This is a genomic window from Flavobacterium sp., assembly GCF_029242675.1.
GTDB lineage: Bacteria > Bacteroidota > Bacteroidia > Flavobacteriales > Flavobacteriaceae > Flavobacterium.
In genome coordinates this window covers 1-18,758 of the sequence record NZ_JAQWTM010000037.1, presented here as the reverse complement: position 1 = coordinate 18,758, position 18,758 = coordinate 1, and the positions used below count along the sequence as shown (strand labels likewise).

The 18,758-nt window shown below is 35.1% G+C and carries 19 protein-coding genes; 15 read left to right on the top strand and 4 right to left on the bottom strand.

Annotation, left to right across the window (positions count from 1 at the left end; genetic code table 11):
• A partial coding sequence (locus tag P8M54_RS01515; RefSeq protein ID WP_300284214.1) for a PAS domain S-box protein occupies nt 1-1,116 on the bottom strand: 1,116 nt, incomplete at its 3' end.
• Nucleotides 1,117-1,711: 595 nt separating this feature from the next.
• Here P8M54_RS01515 and P8M54_RS01510 point away from each other — a divergent pair.
• The 11 genes from P8M54_RS01510 (at nt 1,712) to trpA (ending at nt 10,791) form a co-directional block, all read left to right on the top strand.
• Nucleotides 1,712-2,167: a MarR family transcriptional regulator gene (locus tag P8M54_RS01510; RefSeq protein WP_300284212.1), complete on the top strand. Its 456-nt coding sequence runs from the start codon at nt 1,712-1,714 to the stop codon at nt 2,165-2,167.
• 10 nt (nt 2,168-2,177) lie between these two features.
• Nucleotides 2,178-2,810 carry an NAD(P)H-dependent oxidoreductase gene (locus P8M54_RS01505; RefSeq protein WP_300284209.1) on the top strand — a complete coding sequence of 211 codons (633 nt, stop codon included), beginning with the start codon at nt 2,178-2,180 and terminating at the stop codon, nt 2,808-2,810.
• 44 nt (nt 2,811-2,854) lie between these two features.
• Nucleotides 2,855-3,421, top strand: coding sequence for a YceI family protein (locus tag P8M54_RS01500; protein WP_300284207.1), 567 nt, complete (start codon nt 2,855-2,857; stop codon nt 3,419-3,421).
• A 322-nt stretch (nt 3,422-3,743) separates the two neighbouring features.
• Nucleotides 3,744-5,144 carry an anthranilate synthase component I family protein gene (locus P8M54_RS01495; protein ID WP_300284205.1) on the top strand — a complete coding sequence of 467 codons (1,401 nt, stop codon included), beginning with the start codon at nt 3,744-3,746 and terminating at the stop codon, nt 5,142-5,144.
• 64 nt (nt 5,145-5,208) lie between these two features.
• Complete coding sequence (locus P8M54_RS01490) at nt 5,209-5,775, top strand: aminodeoxychorismate/anthranilate synthase component II (RefSeq protein WP_300284203.1); 567 nt, start codon at nt 5,209-5,211, stop codon at nt 5,773-5,775.
• A 42-nt stretch (nt 5,776-5,817) separates the two neighbouring features.
• The gene (gene trpD / locus P8M54_RS01485) at nt 5,818-6,810 is read left to right on the top strand and encodes an anthranilate phosphoribosyltransferase (protein ID WP_300284200.1); all 993 of its coding nucleotides are present in this window, start codon (nt 5,818-5,820) and stop codon (nt 6,808-6,810) included.
• 35 nt (nt 6,811-6,845) lie between these two features.
• Nucleotides 6,846-7,625: an indole-3-glycerol phosphate synthase TrpC gene (trpC, locus tag P8M54_RS01480; RefSeq protein WP_300284197.1), complete on the top strand. Its 780-nt coding sequence runs from the start codon at nt 6,846-6,848 to the stop codon at nt 7,623-7,625.
• A gap of 31 nt (nt 7,626-7,656) precedes the next feature.
• Nucleotides 7,657-8,292 (top strand): phosphoribosylanthranilate isomerase, encoded by a 636-nt coding sequence (locus tag P8M54_RS01475; RefSeq protein WP_300284195.1) that lies wholly within the window; start codon nt 7,657-7,659, stop codon nt 8,290-8,292.
• A 17-nt stretch (nt 8,293-8,309) separates the two neighbouring features.
• Nucleotides 8,310-9,491 carry a tryptophan synthase subunit beta gene (gene trpB, locus P8M54_RS01470; protein ID WP_300284192.1) on the top strand — a complete coding sequence of 394 codons (1,182 nt, stop codon included), beginning with the start codon at nt 8,310-8,312 and terminating at the stop codon, nt 9,489-9,491.
• A 177-nt stretch (nt 9,492-9,668) separates the two neighbouring features.
• Nucleotides 9,669-9,989 (top strand): gamma-glutamylcyclotransferase family protein, encoded by a 321-nt coding sequence (locus tag P8M54_RS01465; RefSeq protein ID WP_300284189.1) that lies wholly within the window; start codon nt 9,669-9,671, stop codon nt 9,987-9,989.
• Nucleotides 9,990-10,029: 40 nt separating this feature from the next.
• On the top strand, nt 10,030-10,791 hold the full coding sequence (gene trpA / locus P8M54_RS01460) for a tryptophan synthase subunit alpha (RefSeq protein ID WP_300284186.1): 762 nt from the start codon (nt 10,030-10,032) through the stop codon (nt 10,789-10,791).
• Nucleotides 10,792-10,874: 83 nt separating this feature from the next.
• Here the strand turns inward: trpA and P8M54_RS01455 are convergent, their stop codons facing one another.
• Nucleotides 10,875-12,662 (bottom strand): SLC13 family permease, encoded by a 1,788-nt coding sequence (locus tag P8M54_RS01455; RefSeq protein ID WP_300284183.1) that lies wholly within the window; start codon nt 12,660-12,662, stop codon nt 10,875-10,877.
• 301 nt (nt 12,663-12,963) lie between these two features.
• Entirely contained in the window at nt 12,964-13,515 is a 552-nt protein-coding gene (locus P8M54_RS01450) for a DUF4494 domain-containing protein (RefSeq protein ID WP_300284180.1), read from the bottom strand.
• Between the two features lie 275 nt (nt 13,516-13,790).
• On the opposite strand from P8M54_RS01450, the gene P8M54_RS01445 reads away from it, so the two are divergent.
• The 4 genes from P8M54_RS01445 to P8M54_RS01430 are packed head-to-tail and all read left to right on the top strand — an operon-like array spanning nt 13,791 to nt 18,415.
• Nucleotides 13,791-14,423: a TetR family transcriptional regulator gene (locus P8M54_RS01445; RefSeq protein WP_300284177.1), complete on the top strand. Its 633-nt coding sequence runs from the start codon at nt 13,791-13,793 to the stop codon at nt 14,421-14,423.
• Nucleotides 14,413-15,741, top strand: coding sequence for a TolC family protein (locus tag P8M54_RS01440; protein WP_300284174.1), 1,329 nt, complete (start codon nt 14,413-14,415; stop codon nt 15,739-15,741). Before P8M54_RS01445 ends, P8M54_RS01440 begins: the two co-directional genes overlap by 11 nt.
• 12 nt (nt 15,742-15,753) lie before the next feature.
• Entirely contained in the window at nt 15,754-16,833 is a 1,080-nt protein-coding gene (locus P8M54_RS01435; protein WP_300284171.1) for an HlyD family secretion protein, read from the top strand.
• Between the two features lies 1 nt (nt 16,834).
• Nucleotides 16,835-18,415 carry an MDR family MFS transporter gene (locus tag P8M54_RS01430; RefSeq protein ID WP_300284168.1) on the top strand — a complete coding sequence of 527 codons (1,581 nt, stop codon included), beginning with the start codon at nt 16,835-16,837 and terminating at the stop codon, nt 18,413-18,415.
• A gap of 72 nt (nt 18,416-18,487) precedes the next feature.
• On the opposite strand, the gene yaaA is transcribed toward P8M54_RS01430, so the two are convergent.
• Nucleotides 18,488-18,758: peroxide stress protein YaaA (gene yaaA, locus P8M54_RS01425; RefSeq protein WP_300284165.1), on the bottom strand; the 271-nt coding region annotated here is incomplete at its 5' end.

The window sequence follows — 18,758 nt, the reverse complement described above, 5'->3', positions numbered from 1 at the left end:
TTTAGCAGTACCATTATTATTCAAAGTTTGTAAAAAGGCTTTTATCTCCTCTTCTTGACCTTCAGGATTAGACATATCTCCAAAGCGTTTTTGAAGCAACTCTTCTTTAGAAAGGCCAGACATCGTTGTAGCTGCTTTGTTTACCTCAATATAACATCCTTTATCATTTATAACAAATACGGCATCAGGAGCGCTTTCTATATACTCTTTAAATTTTGAATTACCTTCTTCTTCAGCTAATCTAAGTTTCAGAGCAGTTTCCTCTTTGGTTTTTTGGTCAAGCTGTTTTTTAATTAGATAGGTTTCAGTAACGTCTTGGCTGTTTCCTCTTATTGCAGTTAAATTTCCTTCATGATCTAAAATTGCCTCAGCTTTAACGTTAATAAATTTGCTTTTATTCGAAAAAAGCAATTCATATTCTATTTCAAAAGGCTGATAATCTTCGATTATTTTATTAATGTGATGCGTAAAAAGACGTAGTTGCTCCTCGCTTAAATGTTTCTCGTAAATGGCTACCAAGTCTATGCCAGCAGTCTTTTCGATTTCGTAAATTGCATACAACTCATCAGACCAAAACAATTCATTTGCCTCAAAATTAAATTCCCACGAACCTATCTTGGCCATTTTTTGAGCGTCGTTTAAGATCTTTTGCCCTCGCTCAAGTTTGTCTTTTGCGTCTACTAGAAAACTAATATCCCGCCCTATACCATAAAAAATATCTTGAGCATGAGTAGCATAAGTAGACCATTGCACAGTTATCGTTCTTCCGTCTTTTGCGATTAGTCTGTTCTGGAAATCTTGGAGGATTCCACCATTATATAATCCGTTGAGCACCTTTTCAGATTTGGCTACATCGTCAGGATGTATAAAATCTGTAATAAATTTATTTTCAATTTCTTCCTTACTATAACCTAGTGCTTTTATAAATGCTGGATTTACTACCTTGTAAAAACCGTCAACGCCTGCAACGCAAATGAGATCAATAGATTTGTCAAAATAACCTTCAAAATTATTTCGCATCCTACTTACTATTTGCAATCGCTCAAGTTCCTCCTCTTGATTTCTAGCAATTACTAAAAGTTCATCATAATTATATTTAGTAAAATCCCTACTCATAAACTATTTTTTTATCTCGCATTCATTACATAAACCTCGAGCTACTAACCTGCTATAAGCAATTAAGCGTAAAATTTTTTACGTATAAAATTGCTACACTTTAAAGTACACTAAAGTACTACTAAAAAAAATTAAGATACTAATTGCGCGCTATATTTTTTAAGTCATATGTTATTTATTTTATGGTCTTATTTTCACTTTGGCGTGCCTATATTCCACTGCGTTACACAAGGTCAGGCTATACACTACAATCTTTTAATTTTTAAGAAAAAATAAAAAGGATTTTCACTACTATCCTTCACGCATCTTACTGCTAACCGTACAATCCAAATAACAATAACACTTGCTTTAACCGCATGTACTACGCGCTACACATATATCATCCATTTAACATGTATCTATTCTGAGTTATAGTATTAAAATCAGTTAAGTCAATATATCGTTAGGCTTCTATCATAAAATAAGGCACTAATTACAATAGCCAAATTACTATAAATCAAAAACTTAAAAAATAAATAAAAAATAAACAATAACATTTGTATATACAACTAATAAAAGCGTTACATTTGTACCAACAAATAAAGCATACTTTAAAATGACAATTGAAGAAATTATAAAAACAAATACATCTTTAACAAACGCTAAGCGTATTATGTTAAATGTATTGTATGCACAAAACATTATTTCCGAAAAATTCAATGAGGTTTTAAAGCCTTATGATTTGTCGAGTGAGCAATATAATGTTTTGAGAATATTAAGAGGACAAAAAGGAGTGGCAGCAAACATGTTTGCTATTCAAGAGCGCATGATTGCAAAGACAAGCAATACAACTAGACTTGTAGATAAATTATTATTGAAAGATTTAGTTACCCGGAACGTTTGCCCTGACAATCGCCGTAAAATTGAAGTAGCGATCACCGCTAAGGGATTAGAAGTTCTTAAAAAATTAGATCCACAGGTTATCCTTCATGAAGATTCCTTCGCGGCAAATTTAGACGCTACTGAGCAGGAAACATTAAATAAATTATTAGAAAAATATAGAAATCAATAAACCAATAACAATGAGTACATTTTTAGAAAATCAAAATTGGCGTTATGCCACAAAAAAATACGATAGTAGTAAGAAAATTTCTGTAGAGGATTTAGATTTTCTTAAAGAAGCTGTTCGTTTAAGCGCCTCATCTTATGGATTGCAGTTGTACAAAGTAATTGTTGTTGAAAGTGACGAAATGAAAGCACAATTAATTAAGGCTGCTTTTGGTCAAACACAAATTACTGATGCTTCTCACATTTTTATTTTTGCTGCACAAACAAATGTAGGAGCCACAGAAGTAGATGCTTACATCAAGAACATTAGTGAGACTAGAGGTATTCCAGAGGACGCGTTAAATGGTTTTTCTGAATTAATGAATGGTGCTATTAAAGGAATGAGTGACGAAGCCCAAACAGTCTGGACTGCAAAACAAACCTACCTTGCACTTGGTAATCTATTAAATGCAGCAGCAGAACTGAATATAGACGCGACTCCTATGGAGGGATTCAATGCAGCTAAGTTCAATGAAATATTAGGTTTAGATGCATTAAACTTAAATGCTACAGTAATTGCTCCGGTAGGATACCGCCACACTGAGGATGATACACAGCATTACGTAAAAGTTAGAAAGTCTCATGAAGATCTCTTCATAACAATATAATTCCAAAACAAATCAATTAAATACTCACACAAAAAATTAAACAAATGAAAAATTTAAAAGCAATTGCATTAGCATTAGTAGTCGTTTTATCGACAGCAACAGTATCAGCACAAACAAAGAAAGTTGACGTAAAAGCAAGTACAATCAACTGGAATGGTAAAAAAGTTACTGGAGAGCACAGCGGAACTGTAAACTTAAAAGATGGTACTTTATTATTTAAAGGAACTAAATTAGTAGGTGGTACTTTCACAGTAGACATGACGACATTGACTGCAACTGATTTAACTGGTGAATACCAAACTAAATTAAACGGACATTTAAAGTCTGAAGACTTCTTTGGAACTGAAAAATTTCCTACTGCAATTCTTGTTTTCAAAAAAATAGGAATGTCTTCAAAAGACATGTATTCAGTTACTGCTGATTTGACTATTAAAGGAATTACTAAGCCAGTTTCTTTTAATATGGCTGTAAAAGGTGATACTGCTTCTACTAAATTTATGGTTGATAGAACTAAATATGATATCAAATACGGTTCAGGAAGTATTTTTGATAATTTAGGTGATAAAGCAATCTCTGATGAGTTTGAATTAACTGTAGTTTTAAAATTCTAATACTTTTTTCATCAAGTATACTAGTAAACCCAGCAAGCAATTGCTGGGTTTCTTATTTCGTCCCCTACGCAGCATACATTTTTAAAAAAAATATATGTTTTTTTGTTTTAATGTGATTGTCATATAAATATATATTTCTATCTTTGACTTATGAAAACAATTACAAACAATACTTGGTGGTGGAATAATTTACGTCAGTCGTCGTGAACTAAGCTCCTATGGTATTATTAGATACATTTATAAAAGGCTTGTCATGACGACAAGCCTTTTTTTTGTGCTAAAAAAAATGATTAAATAAGTATAAATCTTAAACTTAATTCAATTGAAACTATTTACATTAAAAACAAAATACAAGCAGCTATTAGCGGATACGATTACCCCTGTTAGCCTTTATTTTAAAATCAGAGATAAATTCCCTAACAGCCTTTTACTGGAAAGTAGCGACTATCATGGTAATGACAACAGTTTCTCCTATATATGCTGTAATCCAATTGCTTCTATCAAAATAGAAAATGAACTTATTATTAAGCAATTTCCTGATGGTACTAAAGAGCAAATTACAATTGACAGTTCCATTGATGTTCCTACTATCATTCAAGAATTTTCAAATCAATTTAAAGCTGAAAAAAATGATTTTAAATTCATAAACAATGGCTTGTTTGGGTACATTTCATACGATGCAGTTCGGTATTTTGAAAAAGTAACCATTGCTAAAAAAGAAAACAGCAATACCATTCCTGATATTTATTATGCTGTTTATCAAAACATCATTGCTATCAACCACTTTAAAAATGAAGCGTATATCTTTTGCCACAGCTTAGAAGGGAAAGATAATATTGCCGAAATTGAGCAATTAATGCAATCTCGAAATATTCCTTCCTATAAATTCTCTAAACAAGGTGAAGGATTCTCAAATCTAACCGATGCCGAATTCAAGCATAACGTAGCACTGGCTAAAAAACATTGCTTCCGTGGTGATGTCTTTCAGTTGGTATTATCAAGACGTTTTACACAAGGTTTTAAAGGAGACGAATTTAATGTGTACCGTGCTTTGCGCAGTATCAACCCTTCTCCTTACCTATTCTTCTTTGATTACGGTGATTTCAAAATTTTTGGGTCTTCGCCCGAAGCTCAAATTATCGTGAAAGATCGCAAAGCCGAAATTCATCCTATTGCAGGAACTTTCAAAAGAACGGGTGACGATGAAAAAGATGCTGTTTTAGCTAAGCAACTGTCAGAAGACAAGAAGGAAAACAGCGAACATGTTATGCTAGTGGACTTAGCTCGAAATGATTTAAGTAGAAACGGACATTTGGTCAACGTAGAGAGTTATAGGGAAGTACAGTTTTTTTCTCACGTTATCCACTTAGTTTCTAAAGTAACCGGTCATTTGCATGACAATGCTTCAACCATGCAGGTAGTAGCAGATACGTTTCCTGCAGGTACATTAAGTGGAGCGCCTAAACACCGTGCCATGCAATTGATCGAAGAATATGAAAAAACCAATCGTAATTTTTATGGTGGTGCTATTGGATTCATGGACTTCGAGGGTAACTTCAATCATGCCATAATGATTCGAACATTCCTTAGCAAAAACCACCAATTGCATTCTCAAGCAGGTGCTGGAATCGTGGCTAGCTCTGATGAAGAAAGCGAAATGCAAGAAGTATACAATAAATTAAGAGCTTTGAATACGGCCTTAGACCTAGCCGAACAGATATAAAAACGCAACACAAGATTGAAAATCGATCGTAAATCAACTTCAATCTTTACATTAGTACAACGACATGAAAAAAATATTAGTAATAGACAACTACGATAGCTTTACCTATAATTTAGTACATTATCTAGAAGACCTTAATTGCGAAGTTACCGTCTATAGAAATGATGAATTTGAATTGGACGAAATTGGTCATTTTGACAAAATTTTGTTATCACCAGGGCCTGGTATTCCCGATGAAGCTGGTTTGCTAAAAGCAGTTATTCAAAAATACGGATCAACCAAAAGCATTTTTGGTGTTTGCCTAGGACAACAAGCGATAGGAGAAGTTTATGGAGGAACATTGTCGAATCTAGACAAAGTCTATCACGGCGTAGCGACCACTGTTAAAACGACAGTTACTGACGAGGTGCTTTTTAAAGGTTTAGAAACCGAATTTGAAGTGGGTCGTTACCACTCGTGGGTTGTAGATGCGAGCTTACCCGATGTTTTGGAAGCAACTTCATTCGACGAAAACGGTCAAGTAATGTCACTTCGTCATAGAACATTTGATGTACGTGGTGTTCAATTTCATCCCGAAAGCGTGCTTACTCCAAACGGAAAAAAAATGTTAGAAAACTGGGTAAACAGTTAACAAAAACAGTGACCGAACAACCACTTTAAGACCTACTTTAAAATGAAAAATATACTCAATAGATTAATCAATCACGAAACCTTAACTAAAGAAGAGGCGAAAAACGTTCTAGTAAACATCTCAAACGGAAGTTACAACAGCAGTCAAATTGCTTCTTTTTTAACGGTTTATATGATGCGTAGCGTTACCATCCACGAGCTCGCCGGCTTTAGGGAGGCATTGTTAGAGTTATGCATCCGCGTAGACCTTTCGGCTTATAATACAATCGATTTATGCGGAACAGGAGGCGACGGTAAGGACACTTTTAACATCTCGAGTTTGGCCTCATTTGTAGCTGCGGGAGCGGGAATTAAAGTGGCCAAACATGGAAATTATGGCGTATCATCTATTTCAGGGTCTAGCAATGTGATGGAAAAACTTGGAATTAAATTTAGTAACGACGCTGATTTTTTAGAGAAATCAATGGAAAAAGCCGGAATTGCGATTTTACATGCTCCTCTATTTCACCCTGCCATGAAAAATGTAGGCCCAATTAGAAAAGAGCTAGCCGTAAAAACCTTTTTTAATATGTTAGGTCCCATGGTGAATCCTTCTTTTCCTCAAAATCAATTGGTAGGTGTTTTTAATTTGGAACTTGCTCGTATGTATGCTTATTTATACCAAGATACCAGCACTAACTTTACCATTTTACATTCTTTAGATGGCTATGACGAAGTATCGCTGACTTGTCCAACAAAGATCATCACCCCAAAAATGGAAGGTATGCTAAACCCCGAAAGCTTTGGTGTACGCCAATTGCAGGAAGAGGAAATTGCTGGCGGAACCACTATTGAGGAATCAGCGGCACTTTTTACAGCTATAATTTCAGGTCAAGGGACTGAAGCTCAAAATAATGTAGTATGTGCTAATGCGGGTATGGCTATCGCGACTGTAAATGGTTGTTCGCCACGAGAGGGATTTGAGTTAGCCAAAGAAAGTTTACTATCTGGAGCAGGACTAAAACGATTACAAATTCTTCAAGATTTAAGTAAATAAAGAGCACAGTTGATTTTAATATTTAAAGTACAAAAATGAATATTCTAGATAAAATTATAGTAGATAAGCGAAGAGAAGTCATTCTTAAAAAATCGATTATTCCAATTTCACAGTTGGAAGCATCTGTATATTTTCAAAAGGAGACACTCTCTTTAAGCAGCAATTTAAGAAACAGTACGACAGGAATTATCGCTGAACACAAACGCCGTTCCCCTTCTAAGGCAGCAATTAATTATAGTTTCACCGTTGAAGAAGTAGTAAAAGGTTATGAAACAGCGGGCGCTTGTGGTATATCGGTACTGACAGATGGTAAATATTTTGGTGGTTCATTAGACGATTTACTTTTGGCAAGAGCCTCAGTGCATATTCCGCTTTTGCGAAAAGAATTTATTGTTGATGAATATCAAATTTTAGAGGCCAAAGCACATGGCGCAGATTTAATTTTGCTTATCGCTGCTGTTTTAACTCGTGACGAAATTCAATCCTTATCGTTATTTGCCAAGAGCTTGGGTCTTGAAGTATTATTAGAAGTTCACAACCAAGAGGAGTTAGAAAAATCGATCATGCCTTCTTTAGACATGATTGGTGTCAATAACCGAAACTTGAAAACCTTCGAAGTTAGTTTGGATTTCAGTAAGCAATTAGCAGATCAAATTCCGAATGATTTCGTAAAAGTATCCGAAAGCGGAATTAGTTCCATTGAAGCCATTACCGAATTAAAACCTTATGGCTACAAAGGATTCCTGATTGGAGAAAATTTCATGAAAACAGATAATGCTGGTCAAGCTGCTATTGATTTCATAGCTCAACTATAACTCGATTCTATCATCATTAAAAAACAGCCTTATGAAACTCAAAATTTGCGGCATGAAATATCCTGAAAACATATTGGAAGTAGCCCAATTAAAACCGGATTATATGGGATTTATATTCTGGGAAAAATCATCACGCTATTTTGATGGACAAATTCCTGAACTACCAAAATCCATTAAAAAAACAGGCGTTTTTGTGAATGAATCGATTGCCAACATTATTGAAATAATAATTAAAAATAATTTACAAGCTGTACAGCTACATGGCAAAGAATCTGTAGATTTTTGCTTAAATTTGAAGAGTGAATTGAACCTTCATAATCAAACCGAAATAGAGATTATAAAAGTGTTTTCTGTGGCTGATGATTTTGATTTTGAACGCTTAAAACCATTTGAGAATGTCTGTGATTATTTTCTTTTTGATACTAAAGGAAAATTGCCTGGAGGAAACGGAACTACCTTTGATTGGAATGTATTAAAACACTATCCTTCCTCAAAGCCTTTCTTTTTAAGCGGTGGCATCGGACTTGAAGAAGCCCAGGCCGTTCACGATATACTTAAAACTAATTTACCCGTTTATGCCATAGATGTAAATAGTAAATTCGAAATTGAACCTGGATTAAAAAATGCAAAGTTACTGAGAGCGTTCCAACATAATTTGGCACTCTAACCTTAAATTTAAAAACAATGTCATACAACGTAGACGAAAATGGCTATTACGGAGAATTTGGCGGAGCCTATATCCCTGAAATGTTATACCCAAATGTTGAAGAATTACGCCAAGAATATTTAAAAATTACTGCTGAGCCTGATTTTAAGGCGCAGTTTGATCAGTTACAAAAAGATTATGTGGGACGTCCTAGCCCACTGTATTTTGCAACTCGATTATCACAAAAATACAATACTAAAATCTACCTGAAAAGAGAAGATTTAAATCACACGGGAGCGCATAAAATCAATAATACGATTGGTCAAATTTTAGTAGCTCAAAAATTAGGAAAAAAACGCATCATTGCTGAGACTGGCGCAGGACAACATGGTGTTGCAACAGCAACAGTTTGTGCTTTGATGGGCTTGGAATGTATCATTTACATGGGCGAAGTAGATATCGCTAGACAAGCACCTAACGTGGCCCGAATGAAAATGCTTGGTGCCGAAGTTCGTCCAGCAAAATCAGGGTCAAAAACACTTAAAGACGCTACAAACGAAGCCATTCGCGATTGGATTAACAATCCGGTGGATACACACTACATCATTGGTTCCGCTATAGGGCCGCATCCGTATCCTGACATGGTAACACGTTTCCAATCAGTTATATCCGAGGAAATCAAATGGCAATTAAAAGAAAAAGAAGGACGTGAAAACCCGGATTACGTAATCGCTTGTATAGGCGGTGGTAGTAACGCAGCAGGTACTTTTTACCACTTTTTGCACGAGCCCGAAGTTGGAATTATCGCGGTTGAGGCTGCAGGAAAAGGCGTAAATAGCGGTCAAAGTGCAGCAACTAGTAAATTGGGTAAAGTAGGTATTATTCACGGTTGTAAAACCTTGTTAATGCAAACGCCTGATGGACAAATTACAGAGCCATATTCTATTTCGGCAGGATTAGATTACCCTGGTGTTGGACCTATGCACTCGCATTTAGCAACATCTGGTCGAGCGGAGTTTTTCTCTGTGACTGATGATGATGCCATGCAAGCAGGTCTTGATTTGTCACAACTGGAAGGAATAATTCCGGCCATAGAAACCTCTCATGCACTCGCTGTGTTGAACGATAAAAAATTCAAACCAGACGATATTGTCGTGATAAGCTTGTCAGGTCGTGGGGATAAAGATTTAAGTACCTATATTGACTATTTTAAGTTATAAAACAACCGAATTTAAAATAGGTTTTAGGGCGTTTCCCGCCAAAAAAGCGGGTCGGGCTGTACGCTAAATTCCCAATTTGCAAAAACTACGGCTAAAAAAAGCCTCCGTTTTCACAAATTAGGAGATACCGCTGCCATCCCTAACGCAAAAAAAGACTAACGTTTCAAAAATAGAAAAATGGCTAAATTATTTGCTTACGGAACATTAAGAGAAAAAGACATTCAAGAGAATATCTTTGGTAGAAGCCTTACTGGTACTGCTCAATCCTTACTGGGCTACAGTATTCAAACCATACAAATTGAGGAAGAATTTGGCGTAGAAACTTATCCCATAATCACCCCAACCGATAACAAGGAAGACGTGATTAGCGGAATTGTATATGAACTATCTGAAAAAGATTTAGAGCTTGCTGACACGTATGAAGGCAAGTACTATCGACGCATCGAAGTTCAATTGCAGTCTCAAGAAAAAGTTTGGGTATACAGCGCCGTAAACTAACTGCAATAAATAAAAATAGCATTTTCAATACTCGAAAACAATGAACAGAATAGAACAAAAATTACAAGAAGATAAAAAAATACTTTCCATCTACTTCTCTGCAGGATATCCTAATCTAAACGATACCGTGCAAATCATACAAGATTTAGAAAAAAACGGAGTAGACATGATCGAAATTGGATTGCCTTTTAGCGACCCACTTGCTGATGGACCTACAATTCAGGAAAGTTCAACTGCCGCTTTACATAATGGAATGACGACCCAAACGTTGTTTAACCAATTGAGTACCATTCGCGAAAGCGTAACAATTCCGCTTATCATCATGGGCTATTTTAATCCGATGTTGCAATACGGTATTGAAGCTTTTTGTAAAAAATGTGCAGAAATTGGTATCGATGGTTTAATTATTCCAGACCTTCCAGTTGACGTATACGCCGAAAAGTACAAGCCTACATTCGAAAAATACGGTTTGATCAATGTGTTTTTAATCACGCCTCAAACCTCTGATGCACGTATTGGTTTTATAGATAGCGTTTCAAACGGATTCATTTATATGGTAAGTTCAGCGAGTGTTACTGGTTCTCAAACTGGTTTTGGTGATACCCAAGCGGACTACTTCAAGAGAATAGCTAATATGAACTTGAAAAATCCACAAGTGATTGGTTTTGGAATCAATAATTCGGAGACATTTAACCAAGCAACCCAATATGCTAAAGGAGCTATTATTGGTAGTGCTTTTATACAAGATTTAACCAAAAACGGAACCGGAAAAATCAGTGAATTTGTAAAAGCGATTCGATAGAGACAGTATTCATTTGCAATAAAAAAAAGCGTTTTGTTCCTTTTGAAAAAAAGTAAAACGCTTTTTTTTATTCCCTTAAACGATTATAAATAAAGCATCGGCAGTAAAATACTTGCTACAATAAGCAGAACTACTGATAATACACTACCAATAATTAAAAAATGTTTGAATTTATAAATCCCTAGACCATAAATAATAGCATTGGTTTGATATCCCATTGGCGTATAAAAACTAAAATTAGCACCAAACATGACCGCATAGAGTAAAGGCTTAGGATTAAGATTTAATTTAGCAGCAACAGCAATTACAATAGGTGCAATAATGATGGCAGTCGCATTATTGGATACAAATCCGCTCATCAACATCGTAAATGCAAAGATAATGGTAATTGTTACTGAGGCTGGAACCGACTTAAGCACGGCATACAGCTGATTAGCTATAAAAACATCTGTCCCGGTATTTTTCATAGCAATACCTAACGGAATCATACCCGCCAATAAAAATACCACCTGCCAGTTAATCCCTTTGTAGGCATCATTTAATTGAATACAGCCAGTAAACAAACATAAAGCAACTCCTAACAAACAAGATTTAAGAATTGAAAAAGTATTTGTAGCCGCTAAAACAATGACCAAAATGATTGCGAAAAACGAAATCAACTTTTTGTACGTTGGAATATAAGGATCCGTAATGACGGTATTAGCAAAAAGTAAATTGCTTTCATTTGCTATTTTTCTAATTTCACTCAGATTTCCGGACAGCAACACACGATTGCCTGGGTTCATAAATTTTTTAGTAAAAATCTTTTTGAAATAATTATTGCTTTTGGAAAATTTAGAATCGCTACTTACTCCCTTTACGTAGATGTTGTTTGGTAAAGTCATGTTAAACTCCTCTAAAGTCATATTGATAAAACGAGAATTAGGCAAAATAATTACTTCATGGTATTCATTGCTAAAATTCTCTTCGATCACATCATGATCAACTCCCAAAATGTTCAGCCCTAAACTTTCAGTTTGTGCAGTCAAATCCTCTAGGGTAAGGTCTAACCACAAAACATCGCCCACCTCTAAAACCTCTGCTTTGATATTGTTTTTGAGATGCCTCTTACCTCTTTGGATTTTGATTAAACGAATATCATTTTCATTCCAAATTTCGGTCTCGCCCGCTTGCTTTCCTATTAATTTAGAATTTTCTTTGATTTTGACCGCAGTGATATAGCCATATTTTTGATGGGAGTCAACTTCCTTTTGAGAAGCGCTTCTTGGTAAAAACTTTTTTGCTAAGAAATATATAATCGGAATAGATACTAGCAAAAACACAATACCAGCTGTAGAAAACTCAAAAAAACTAAAACGGCCAATGCCACTTTTTCGAGAAATATCTGAAACAATTAAGTTGGTGCTCGTTCCCATCAGTGTACAACTACCACCTAAAATCCCTGCAAATGATATAGGCAAAAGTACTCGAGCACGATCAATTTTACCCATTTTATCCAGCTCATTTACTAATTTAATAAAAATGATTACCACAGCAGTTGTTGCTATGAAAGAGGAAAAAAAGGCAACGGTAATCATCAAAAAGGGCAAGAAAACCCAAATGGGTAACTTGATAATGGGAATCATTTTTTGAGCTACCCAAGAAACCACTCCGTTTTTTTCTAAACTTATAGCAATAATCATTAAACATAAAATAGTCAGGACAGCATTATCCGAAAATCCAGAAACAGCTTCTTCCGGACTAACAAGACTACATATCAATAGACTGGTTAGTATAAAAAAAGCTGTTTTATCAACAGTAAATTTTTCACTAACAAATAGCAGAAAAGCTATTCCTAAAATCCCTAAAACCAGACTTATTTCTAAATTCATTTGCTTGTCATTTAATAAAACTAAATTATGGCATTAACAATATAATAAGTTACAGTATTTAGGACAAATGTTACGTTTAAACAATTGGTATATAACTAAGATAGAATTCCTAAACATGAAAAAAGAAAGAGAGAATTAAGGATAAAATGCACTTGTATAGTATAGTTACATCAGCTTAATCATAGCAAAACCCTCCATTGAATATAATTTTTTTACTTTAGAAAAATAAAAAAGTTCACAGACAAAACTTTTAAAAGTAGCTTTATCTGTGAACTTTATATCTAAAATTTGTGCTTAGTACTTACACCACTGCTTCCTCTTCAGCAACAAACTCCATATGATCCTCTACTTCAACAGCAACCTCTGGTTTGGATGCTTTCAAAGCATTGAACTTTTCAAGTTGCTCTAATTTGTCATCTTCACCACTAAAATAAGGAAAAACATCCATGATAGGTGACTCGGTTATAGCCGGAATACTGTAATCTCCCATCGTTCCTTTCATGGTTTCAACTGTATTATCATACGCTTCTTTCACATCATTCGCTTGAACTAAGAAGTACATGTTTGTTTTGCGTTCTTTACCGCTTTCTTCATCGTAAGCGAGTAAGGAAATCTTAGATTTGAACCAGCGATCTGCATTCTCAAAAGGATGAATCTCAGCATAGTTAGCTACCTTAATATTGGTAATCTTAAACTCCTCACTAGTGTAGGCAGCCATTTCTTCATTAATCCTGCTCTCTGCTTCGGTATAGGATAAAGCGTCTACTAGGTACGGCTCTGAAATCACTTTTTGATTTCCAGTCTCATCTGTTTTTCTATATTTTACCTTGCATTCATACCAAATTGCGCTCATATTTTTTGTTTTTTAGTTGGGAAGCCAAAGATAGATTTTAGAAAAAAAATAAGGGCTATTTTTTAAAATAGATATTCACAATTCATCACTTCCTACCCTGTATCGAAACGGAAGATGCAATAGAGTATTAAGTAACAAACAGATAGAAAAAAACAAGCAGCAAGATCTTTCAATACAAACCTACAGGGCAAACACTTGTTAATAGTACGTTAAATTTAAATTAAACAATCGTTTAATTTAAACAAATGTTTAATTTTGTTTCATAAATTTTAAGCATGATGTTGGACTCCACTTTTAACGATAAACAAATTCATATCCTGCAGGTAGCAGAATCACTTTTTGCTGAAAAAGGTTTCGACGCAACCTCTATCAGAAATATTGCTAAAGAAGCTAAGATTAATATTGCCATGGTTTCTTATTACTTTGGTTCCAAAGAGCGAATGCTGGAGTCATTAATAATATATAGAGCGACCGATTTAAAATTGCAACTAGATACTTTACGCATGGAAAGTCTAGATCCAATTGAAAAGATTAATAAACTAATTGAGTTGTATGTTACCCGAGTGCACTGCAATAGTGAAATATACAAAATCTTACATTTTGAATTTTCATCGAAAAAAAGAAGCATCAACTTAGATGCTTTCGTGGAATTAAAAGAAGGTAATTTAAAAACACTGGAAACTATCATCGAACAAGGCCAAAATAAAGGTCTTTTTAGAAAAGATATTATTGTTCCGTTAATCACTCCTACAATTTTAGGAACCTTTTTTCACTTTGAGACGAACAGACCCTTTTTTGAGAATTTACTTAATTTAAATACTCCAGAAAGCTATGATAATTATATCAAAACAACGCTTACGAAACATATTCAACAAACCATTAAAGCCCTTCTTATTTATGAAAGTTAGTCAATTATTGCTCTTTGGGATTTTCTTTAGCGGAATTTCAGCTGCGGTAGCGCAAGACAAAACGAGCTTAACACTCGATGAAGCCATCAATATGGCTTGGTCAAAAAGTAATGAGATTTCGTTAGCCAATACCAAAGTGGCTACCAAAAAATATGAGCTACAAGCCATCAAAAACGAAAGATATCCCAATTTAAAGGTATCAGCACAGTACCAACACCTAACCAAAGCGACTGTTGACCTAAAATTAAACAGGAGTGGCTCAGGTAGCGAACCCGCTCCTGCTGTTAATCAATTGCTTTTAGGACAGGCCACTGCAAGTTTACCTGTTTTTAGCGGATTCAAAATTCAAAATACAATTGTTGCTTTTGACAATATGTACCAAGCGGAAGCAGCAAATGCCATGCAAACTAAGGAGGAAGTGGCGATGAAAGTGGTGAATTACTACGCTCGACTATATAAAGCACAAAAAACAGTAGAACTTTTAAAAGAGAATCAAAAAAGTACAAAACAACGTGCCGTAGATTTTACCGCCTTAGAAAAAAACGGAATAATTCCACGTAATGATCTAATGAAAGCACAATTGCAAGTTTCTAAAGTGCAGCTGTCTTTAGATAAAGCGATGAGTGATCTTAATACTGTGAATTTTGAACTTGTATCGTTATTAAAATTAGATCCTAAAACAAATTTGGTGATTACCGAAAGCGACTTCGCTAACTTTCAAATGAACAACATTCCCGCGAATGATGGGAGTGCTCTAGAAAACAGAAAAGATTTAGAAGCAGTTCGTTTACAAGAAAAAGCAAGTTTGGCAAATATAAAAGTGGCTAAAAGCGCTTATTATCCTCAGGTAGCTATTGTTGGTGGTTATACCTCATTAGGATTAAAAAATGTAATTACAGTTCAAAACGCAATCAATATTGGTGTAGGACTTTCGTATGATTTAAGCGGAATCTTAAAGAATGGTACCAATGTTAAAATAGCCGAAAGTAAGGCGCTGGAAGTACAAAACTCCGAAAATATGCTTGCGGATTATATTAAAATTCAAGTTCAAAAAGCGATGGAAGAGTACAACTTAGCAATTAAACAAGATATAGTTTACGATGAAGCCGTTGACCAAGCTTCAGAAAACTACCGTATCATTAAGGAGAAATATGACAATGGATTATCTGATACGAACGATTTGCTAGAAGCTGATGTAGAACAATTAGGATCTAAAATCAATAAGGCGTTAGCCAAAGCGAATGTAATTCAAAAATACTACGAATTGCTTTCGGTAAACGGACAATTAAACAAAACCTTCAATCTTTCAAAAATATAATCATAATCCAAAATGGAAAAGAAACCAACAAACAAAAAGTTTATTATTATCATAGGGACATTACTAATTTTAGGAATCACCTACGGAACTTATAAATACATTCACTCTCTTTCTCATGAAGGAACTGATGATGCCCAGATAGAAAAAAACATGAATCCTATTATTCCAAGAGTATCGGGATATGTGAGTAAAGTCTATATTAAAGATAACGACTTTGTAAAAAAGGGAGATACACTGTTTACTATTGATAATAATGATTACGAATTGAAAATCGATGAAGCTGCAGCGACTTTGGCCGCAGCCGAAAGCAATTTTGAAGTATCAAAAGCTGATATCGGAAGTGTTTTGGCTAGTATATCCGTTTCAAATGCTAACGTACAATCAGCAGCCGGAAATATAGAAACAGCTAAAATTAGATTAGGACGTGCTACTAGCGATTTTAATCGCTATGAAAACTTGTACAAGAGCCGTACCATTACCAAGCAACAATACGAGCAAGCACTTGCAGCAAAACAAGAAGCGGAGAGTCAAGTCCGAATTTTGCAACAGCAAGAAAGAGCCACTGCTTTCCAAACGTCAGTAATCAAGGCTAAAGGAAAAGTATCCGATAAACAAACCGATGTTGCTGCTGCCAATATTAAAAAAGCGAAGGCCATGCTTGAAACAGCACAGCTTAATTTAACCTATACGGTGATTACCGCAGCAATGGATGGACAAGTTTCTAAAATTGATATCCAGCCAGGACAATTGGTACAACCGGGACAATCGCTATTTTATATTATCAACAATACAACGGCTTGGGTTATTGCCAATTTTAAAGAAACGCAATTGAATAAAATGGTAGCAGGACAAAAAGTAACTTTAAAAGTAGATGCTTATCCTGACTATGAGTTTGAAGGAACTGTGGTTTCGTTTTCACCTGCAACAGGATCTCGTTTCTCTATTTTGCCTCCTGATAATGCTACTGGAAATTTTGTAAAAACGATTCAGCGTTTACCCGTTAAAATCAGTATTGATCCTAGTAATGATATCGAAAAAGTAAAACTACTACGTCCAGGTATGAATGTGGACGTCGATGTACATATCAAATAAAATGGTAAAATCAGAAGACGATTTAGTAGAATATGGCTTTAGGAGAGTAATCATCACGATTACTGCTGTCTTATGTGCCTTGCTTGAAATTGTAGATACTACTATTGTTAATGTCGCATTAACGAATATGCGAGGAAGTCTTGGCGCTACTTTGACTGATGTTGCTTGGGTAATCACTGCTTATGCCATTGCTAATGTTATCGTAATACCTATGACAAGCTGGCTCTCGCAACAATTTGGCCGACGCAATTATTTTGCAGTATCTATTATTATTTTCACCGTTTCCTCCTTTTTATGCGGTAACGCAACCAATATTTGGGAGCTAGTGGCTTTTCGGTTTATTCAAGGTTTAGGTGGTGGCGCATTATTAGTTACCGCACAAACTATTATTACAGAGAGTTATCCAATTGCTAAACGCGGAATGGCGCAAGCCATTTACGGAATGGGAGTAATTGTAGGACCAACTTTAGGTCCGCCATTAGGTGGGTATTTAGTTGATAATTTTTCTTGGCCTTATATATTTTACATCAATATTCCGTTAGGAATTATAGCAACATTGCTTACAATAACTTTTGTTAGAAGTCCTAAATATGGTGAAAAACTAAAATCAAATCAAGTAGATTGGATTGGTATAATTTTACTCGCTTCTTTTATAGGCTCTTTGCAATTTGTTTTGGAGCACGGACAGCAAGACGATTGGTTTAATAATCCACTAATTACAGCCTTAAGTACTGTTTCCTTATTTGGGTTAATCCTTTTTATCTGGAGACAACTCGTTTATAAACATCCAATTGTCAACTTAAGTGTTTTAAAAGATGGAAATTTACGAATAGGAACCTTGATGAGTTTTATTTTAGGATTTGGTTTATATGGATCAACTTTAATAATACCAATCTACACGCAATCTATTTTACGATGGACCGCCACTGATGCGGGTTTACTGTTGATTCCCGGATCGATTACTACGGCAATCATGATGCCCTTCGTAGGTAGAATGATCCAAAAAGGCGTACCGCAATCGTACATGGTAGCTGTTGGGTTCCTGAGCTTCTTTTTGTTTACGTTTATGATGTATAATGTACTTACGCCTGACACAGGAGTTGAACACATGTACTGGCCATTGATATTAAGAGGAGTTGGTCTAGGATTACTTTTTGTTCCTATTACGACCTTATCACTATCTACCTTAAAAGGAAAGAACATTGGTGAGGGTGCCGCCTTTACTGGAATGATGCGACAACTAGGAGGTTCTTTTGGTATTGCAATAATTACGACATTTATAACAAGGTTTTCACAAAAACACCGTGTTGATCTTATCGCTAATTTAGACGGCAGCAGCTTTGAAGTACAACAGCGCATCATGCAGTTGCAAAAAGGATTTATGTCTAAAGGTTTTACTTTCAATGAATCCCTAAAAAAAGCCTATCAAGCCATCGATTACAGCGTTTTAAAACAAAGTACCGTTTTAGCTTATATGGATATCTTTCTCTACTTAGGAATTCTATTTTTATTATGTATTCCAATTGTGTTTTTTATCAAAAGAGGGAAAAATAAAATTGACCCTGCTGATGCGATGCATTAAAAGAAGTACACAAGCAAAAAGCGCCATTTTCAAAAGAAAATGGCGCTTTTTGATTCTATCAATAGTGTAAAACTATCTCGTGAAAATTAAATTATTTCCTTTTGATAAATTGGCATCGAATTGATAACCATCATAATTAAATCCTTTTAAGTCATCAATTGTCTCGGCATTCGTATCAATGATATAACGAACCATCATCCCTCTCGCCTTCTTGGCAAAAAAACTAATGATCTTTAATTTACCATCCTTATAATCCTTAAAGTCAGGCGTAATTACCGGTACTTTCAACGCTTTTACATCTATTACTGAGAAATATTCGTTACTAGCTAAATTTACAAATAGC

Excerpts from the sequence above, each read along its gene's own strand:
- P8M54_RS01450 (WP_300284180.1), bottom strand. The coding sequence starts at position 13,515 with ATGAGCGCAATTTGGTATGAATGCAAGGTAAAATATAGAAAAACAGAT.
- P8M54_RS01505 (WP_300284209.1), top strand. The coding sequence starts at position 2,178 with ATGAGTACATTTTTAGAAAATCAAAATTGGCGTTATGCCACAAAAAAA.
- trpD (WP_300284200.1), top strand. The coding sequence starts at position 5,818 with ATGAAAAATATACTCAATAGATTAATCAATCACGAAACCTTAACTAAA.
- P8M54_RS01435 (WP_300284171.1), top strand. The coding sequence starts at position 15,754 with ATGGAAAAGAAACCAACAAACAAAAAGTTTATTATTATCATAGGGACA.
- P8M54_RS01510 (WP_300284212.1), top strand. The coding sequence starts at position 1,712 with ATGACAATTGAAGAAATTATAAAAACAAATACATCTTTAACAAACGCT.
- trpA (WP_300284186.1), top strand. The coding sequence starts at position 10,030 with ATGAACAGAATAGAACAAAAATTACAAGAAGATAAAAAAATACTTTCC.
- P8M54_RS01490 (WP_300284203.1), top strand. The coding sequence starts at position 5,209 with ATGAAAAAAATATTAGTAATAGACAACTACGATAGCTTTACCTATAAT.
- trpB (WP_300284192.1), top strand. The coding sequence starts at position 8,310 with ATGTCATACAACGTAGACGAAAATGGCTATTACGGAGAATTTGGCGGA.
- P8M54_RS01500 (WP_300284207.1), top strand. The coding sequence starts at position 2,855 with ATGAAAAATTTAAAAGCAATTGCATTAGCATTAGTAGTCGTTTTATCG.
- trpC (WP_300284197.1), top strand. The coding sequence starts at position 6,846 with ATGAATATTCTAGATAAAATTATAGTAGATAAGCGAAGAGAAGTCATT.
- P8M54_RS01475 (WP_300284195.1), top strand. The coding sequence starts at position 7,657 with ATGAAACTCAAAATTTGCGGCATGAAATATCCTGAAAACATATTGGAA.
- P8M54_RS01445 (WP_300284177.1), top strand. The coding sequence starts at position 13,791 with ATGATGTTGGACTCCACTTTTAACGATAAACAAATTCATATCCTGCAG.
- P8M54_RS01430 (WP_300284168.1), top strand. The coding sequence starts at position 16,835 with ATGGTAAAATCAGAAGACGATTTAGTAGAATATGGCTTTAGGAGAGTA.
- P8M54_RS01465 (WP_300284189.1), top strand. The coding sequence starts at position 9,669 with ATGGCTAAATTATTTGCTTACGGAACATTAAGAGAAAAAGACATTCAA.
- P8M54_RS01455 (WP_300284183.1), bottom strand. The coding sequence starts at position 12,662 with ATGAATTTAGAAATAAGTCTGGTTTTAGGGATTTTAGGAATAGCTTTT.
- P8M54_RS01440 (WP_300284174.1), top strand. The coding sequence starts at position 14,413 with ATGAAAGTTAGTCAATTATTGCTCTTTGGGATTTTCTTTAGCGGAATT.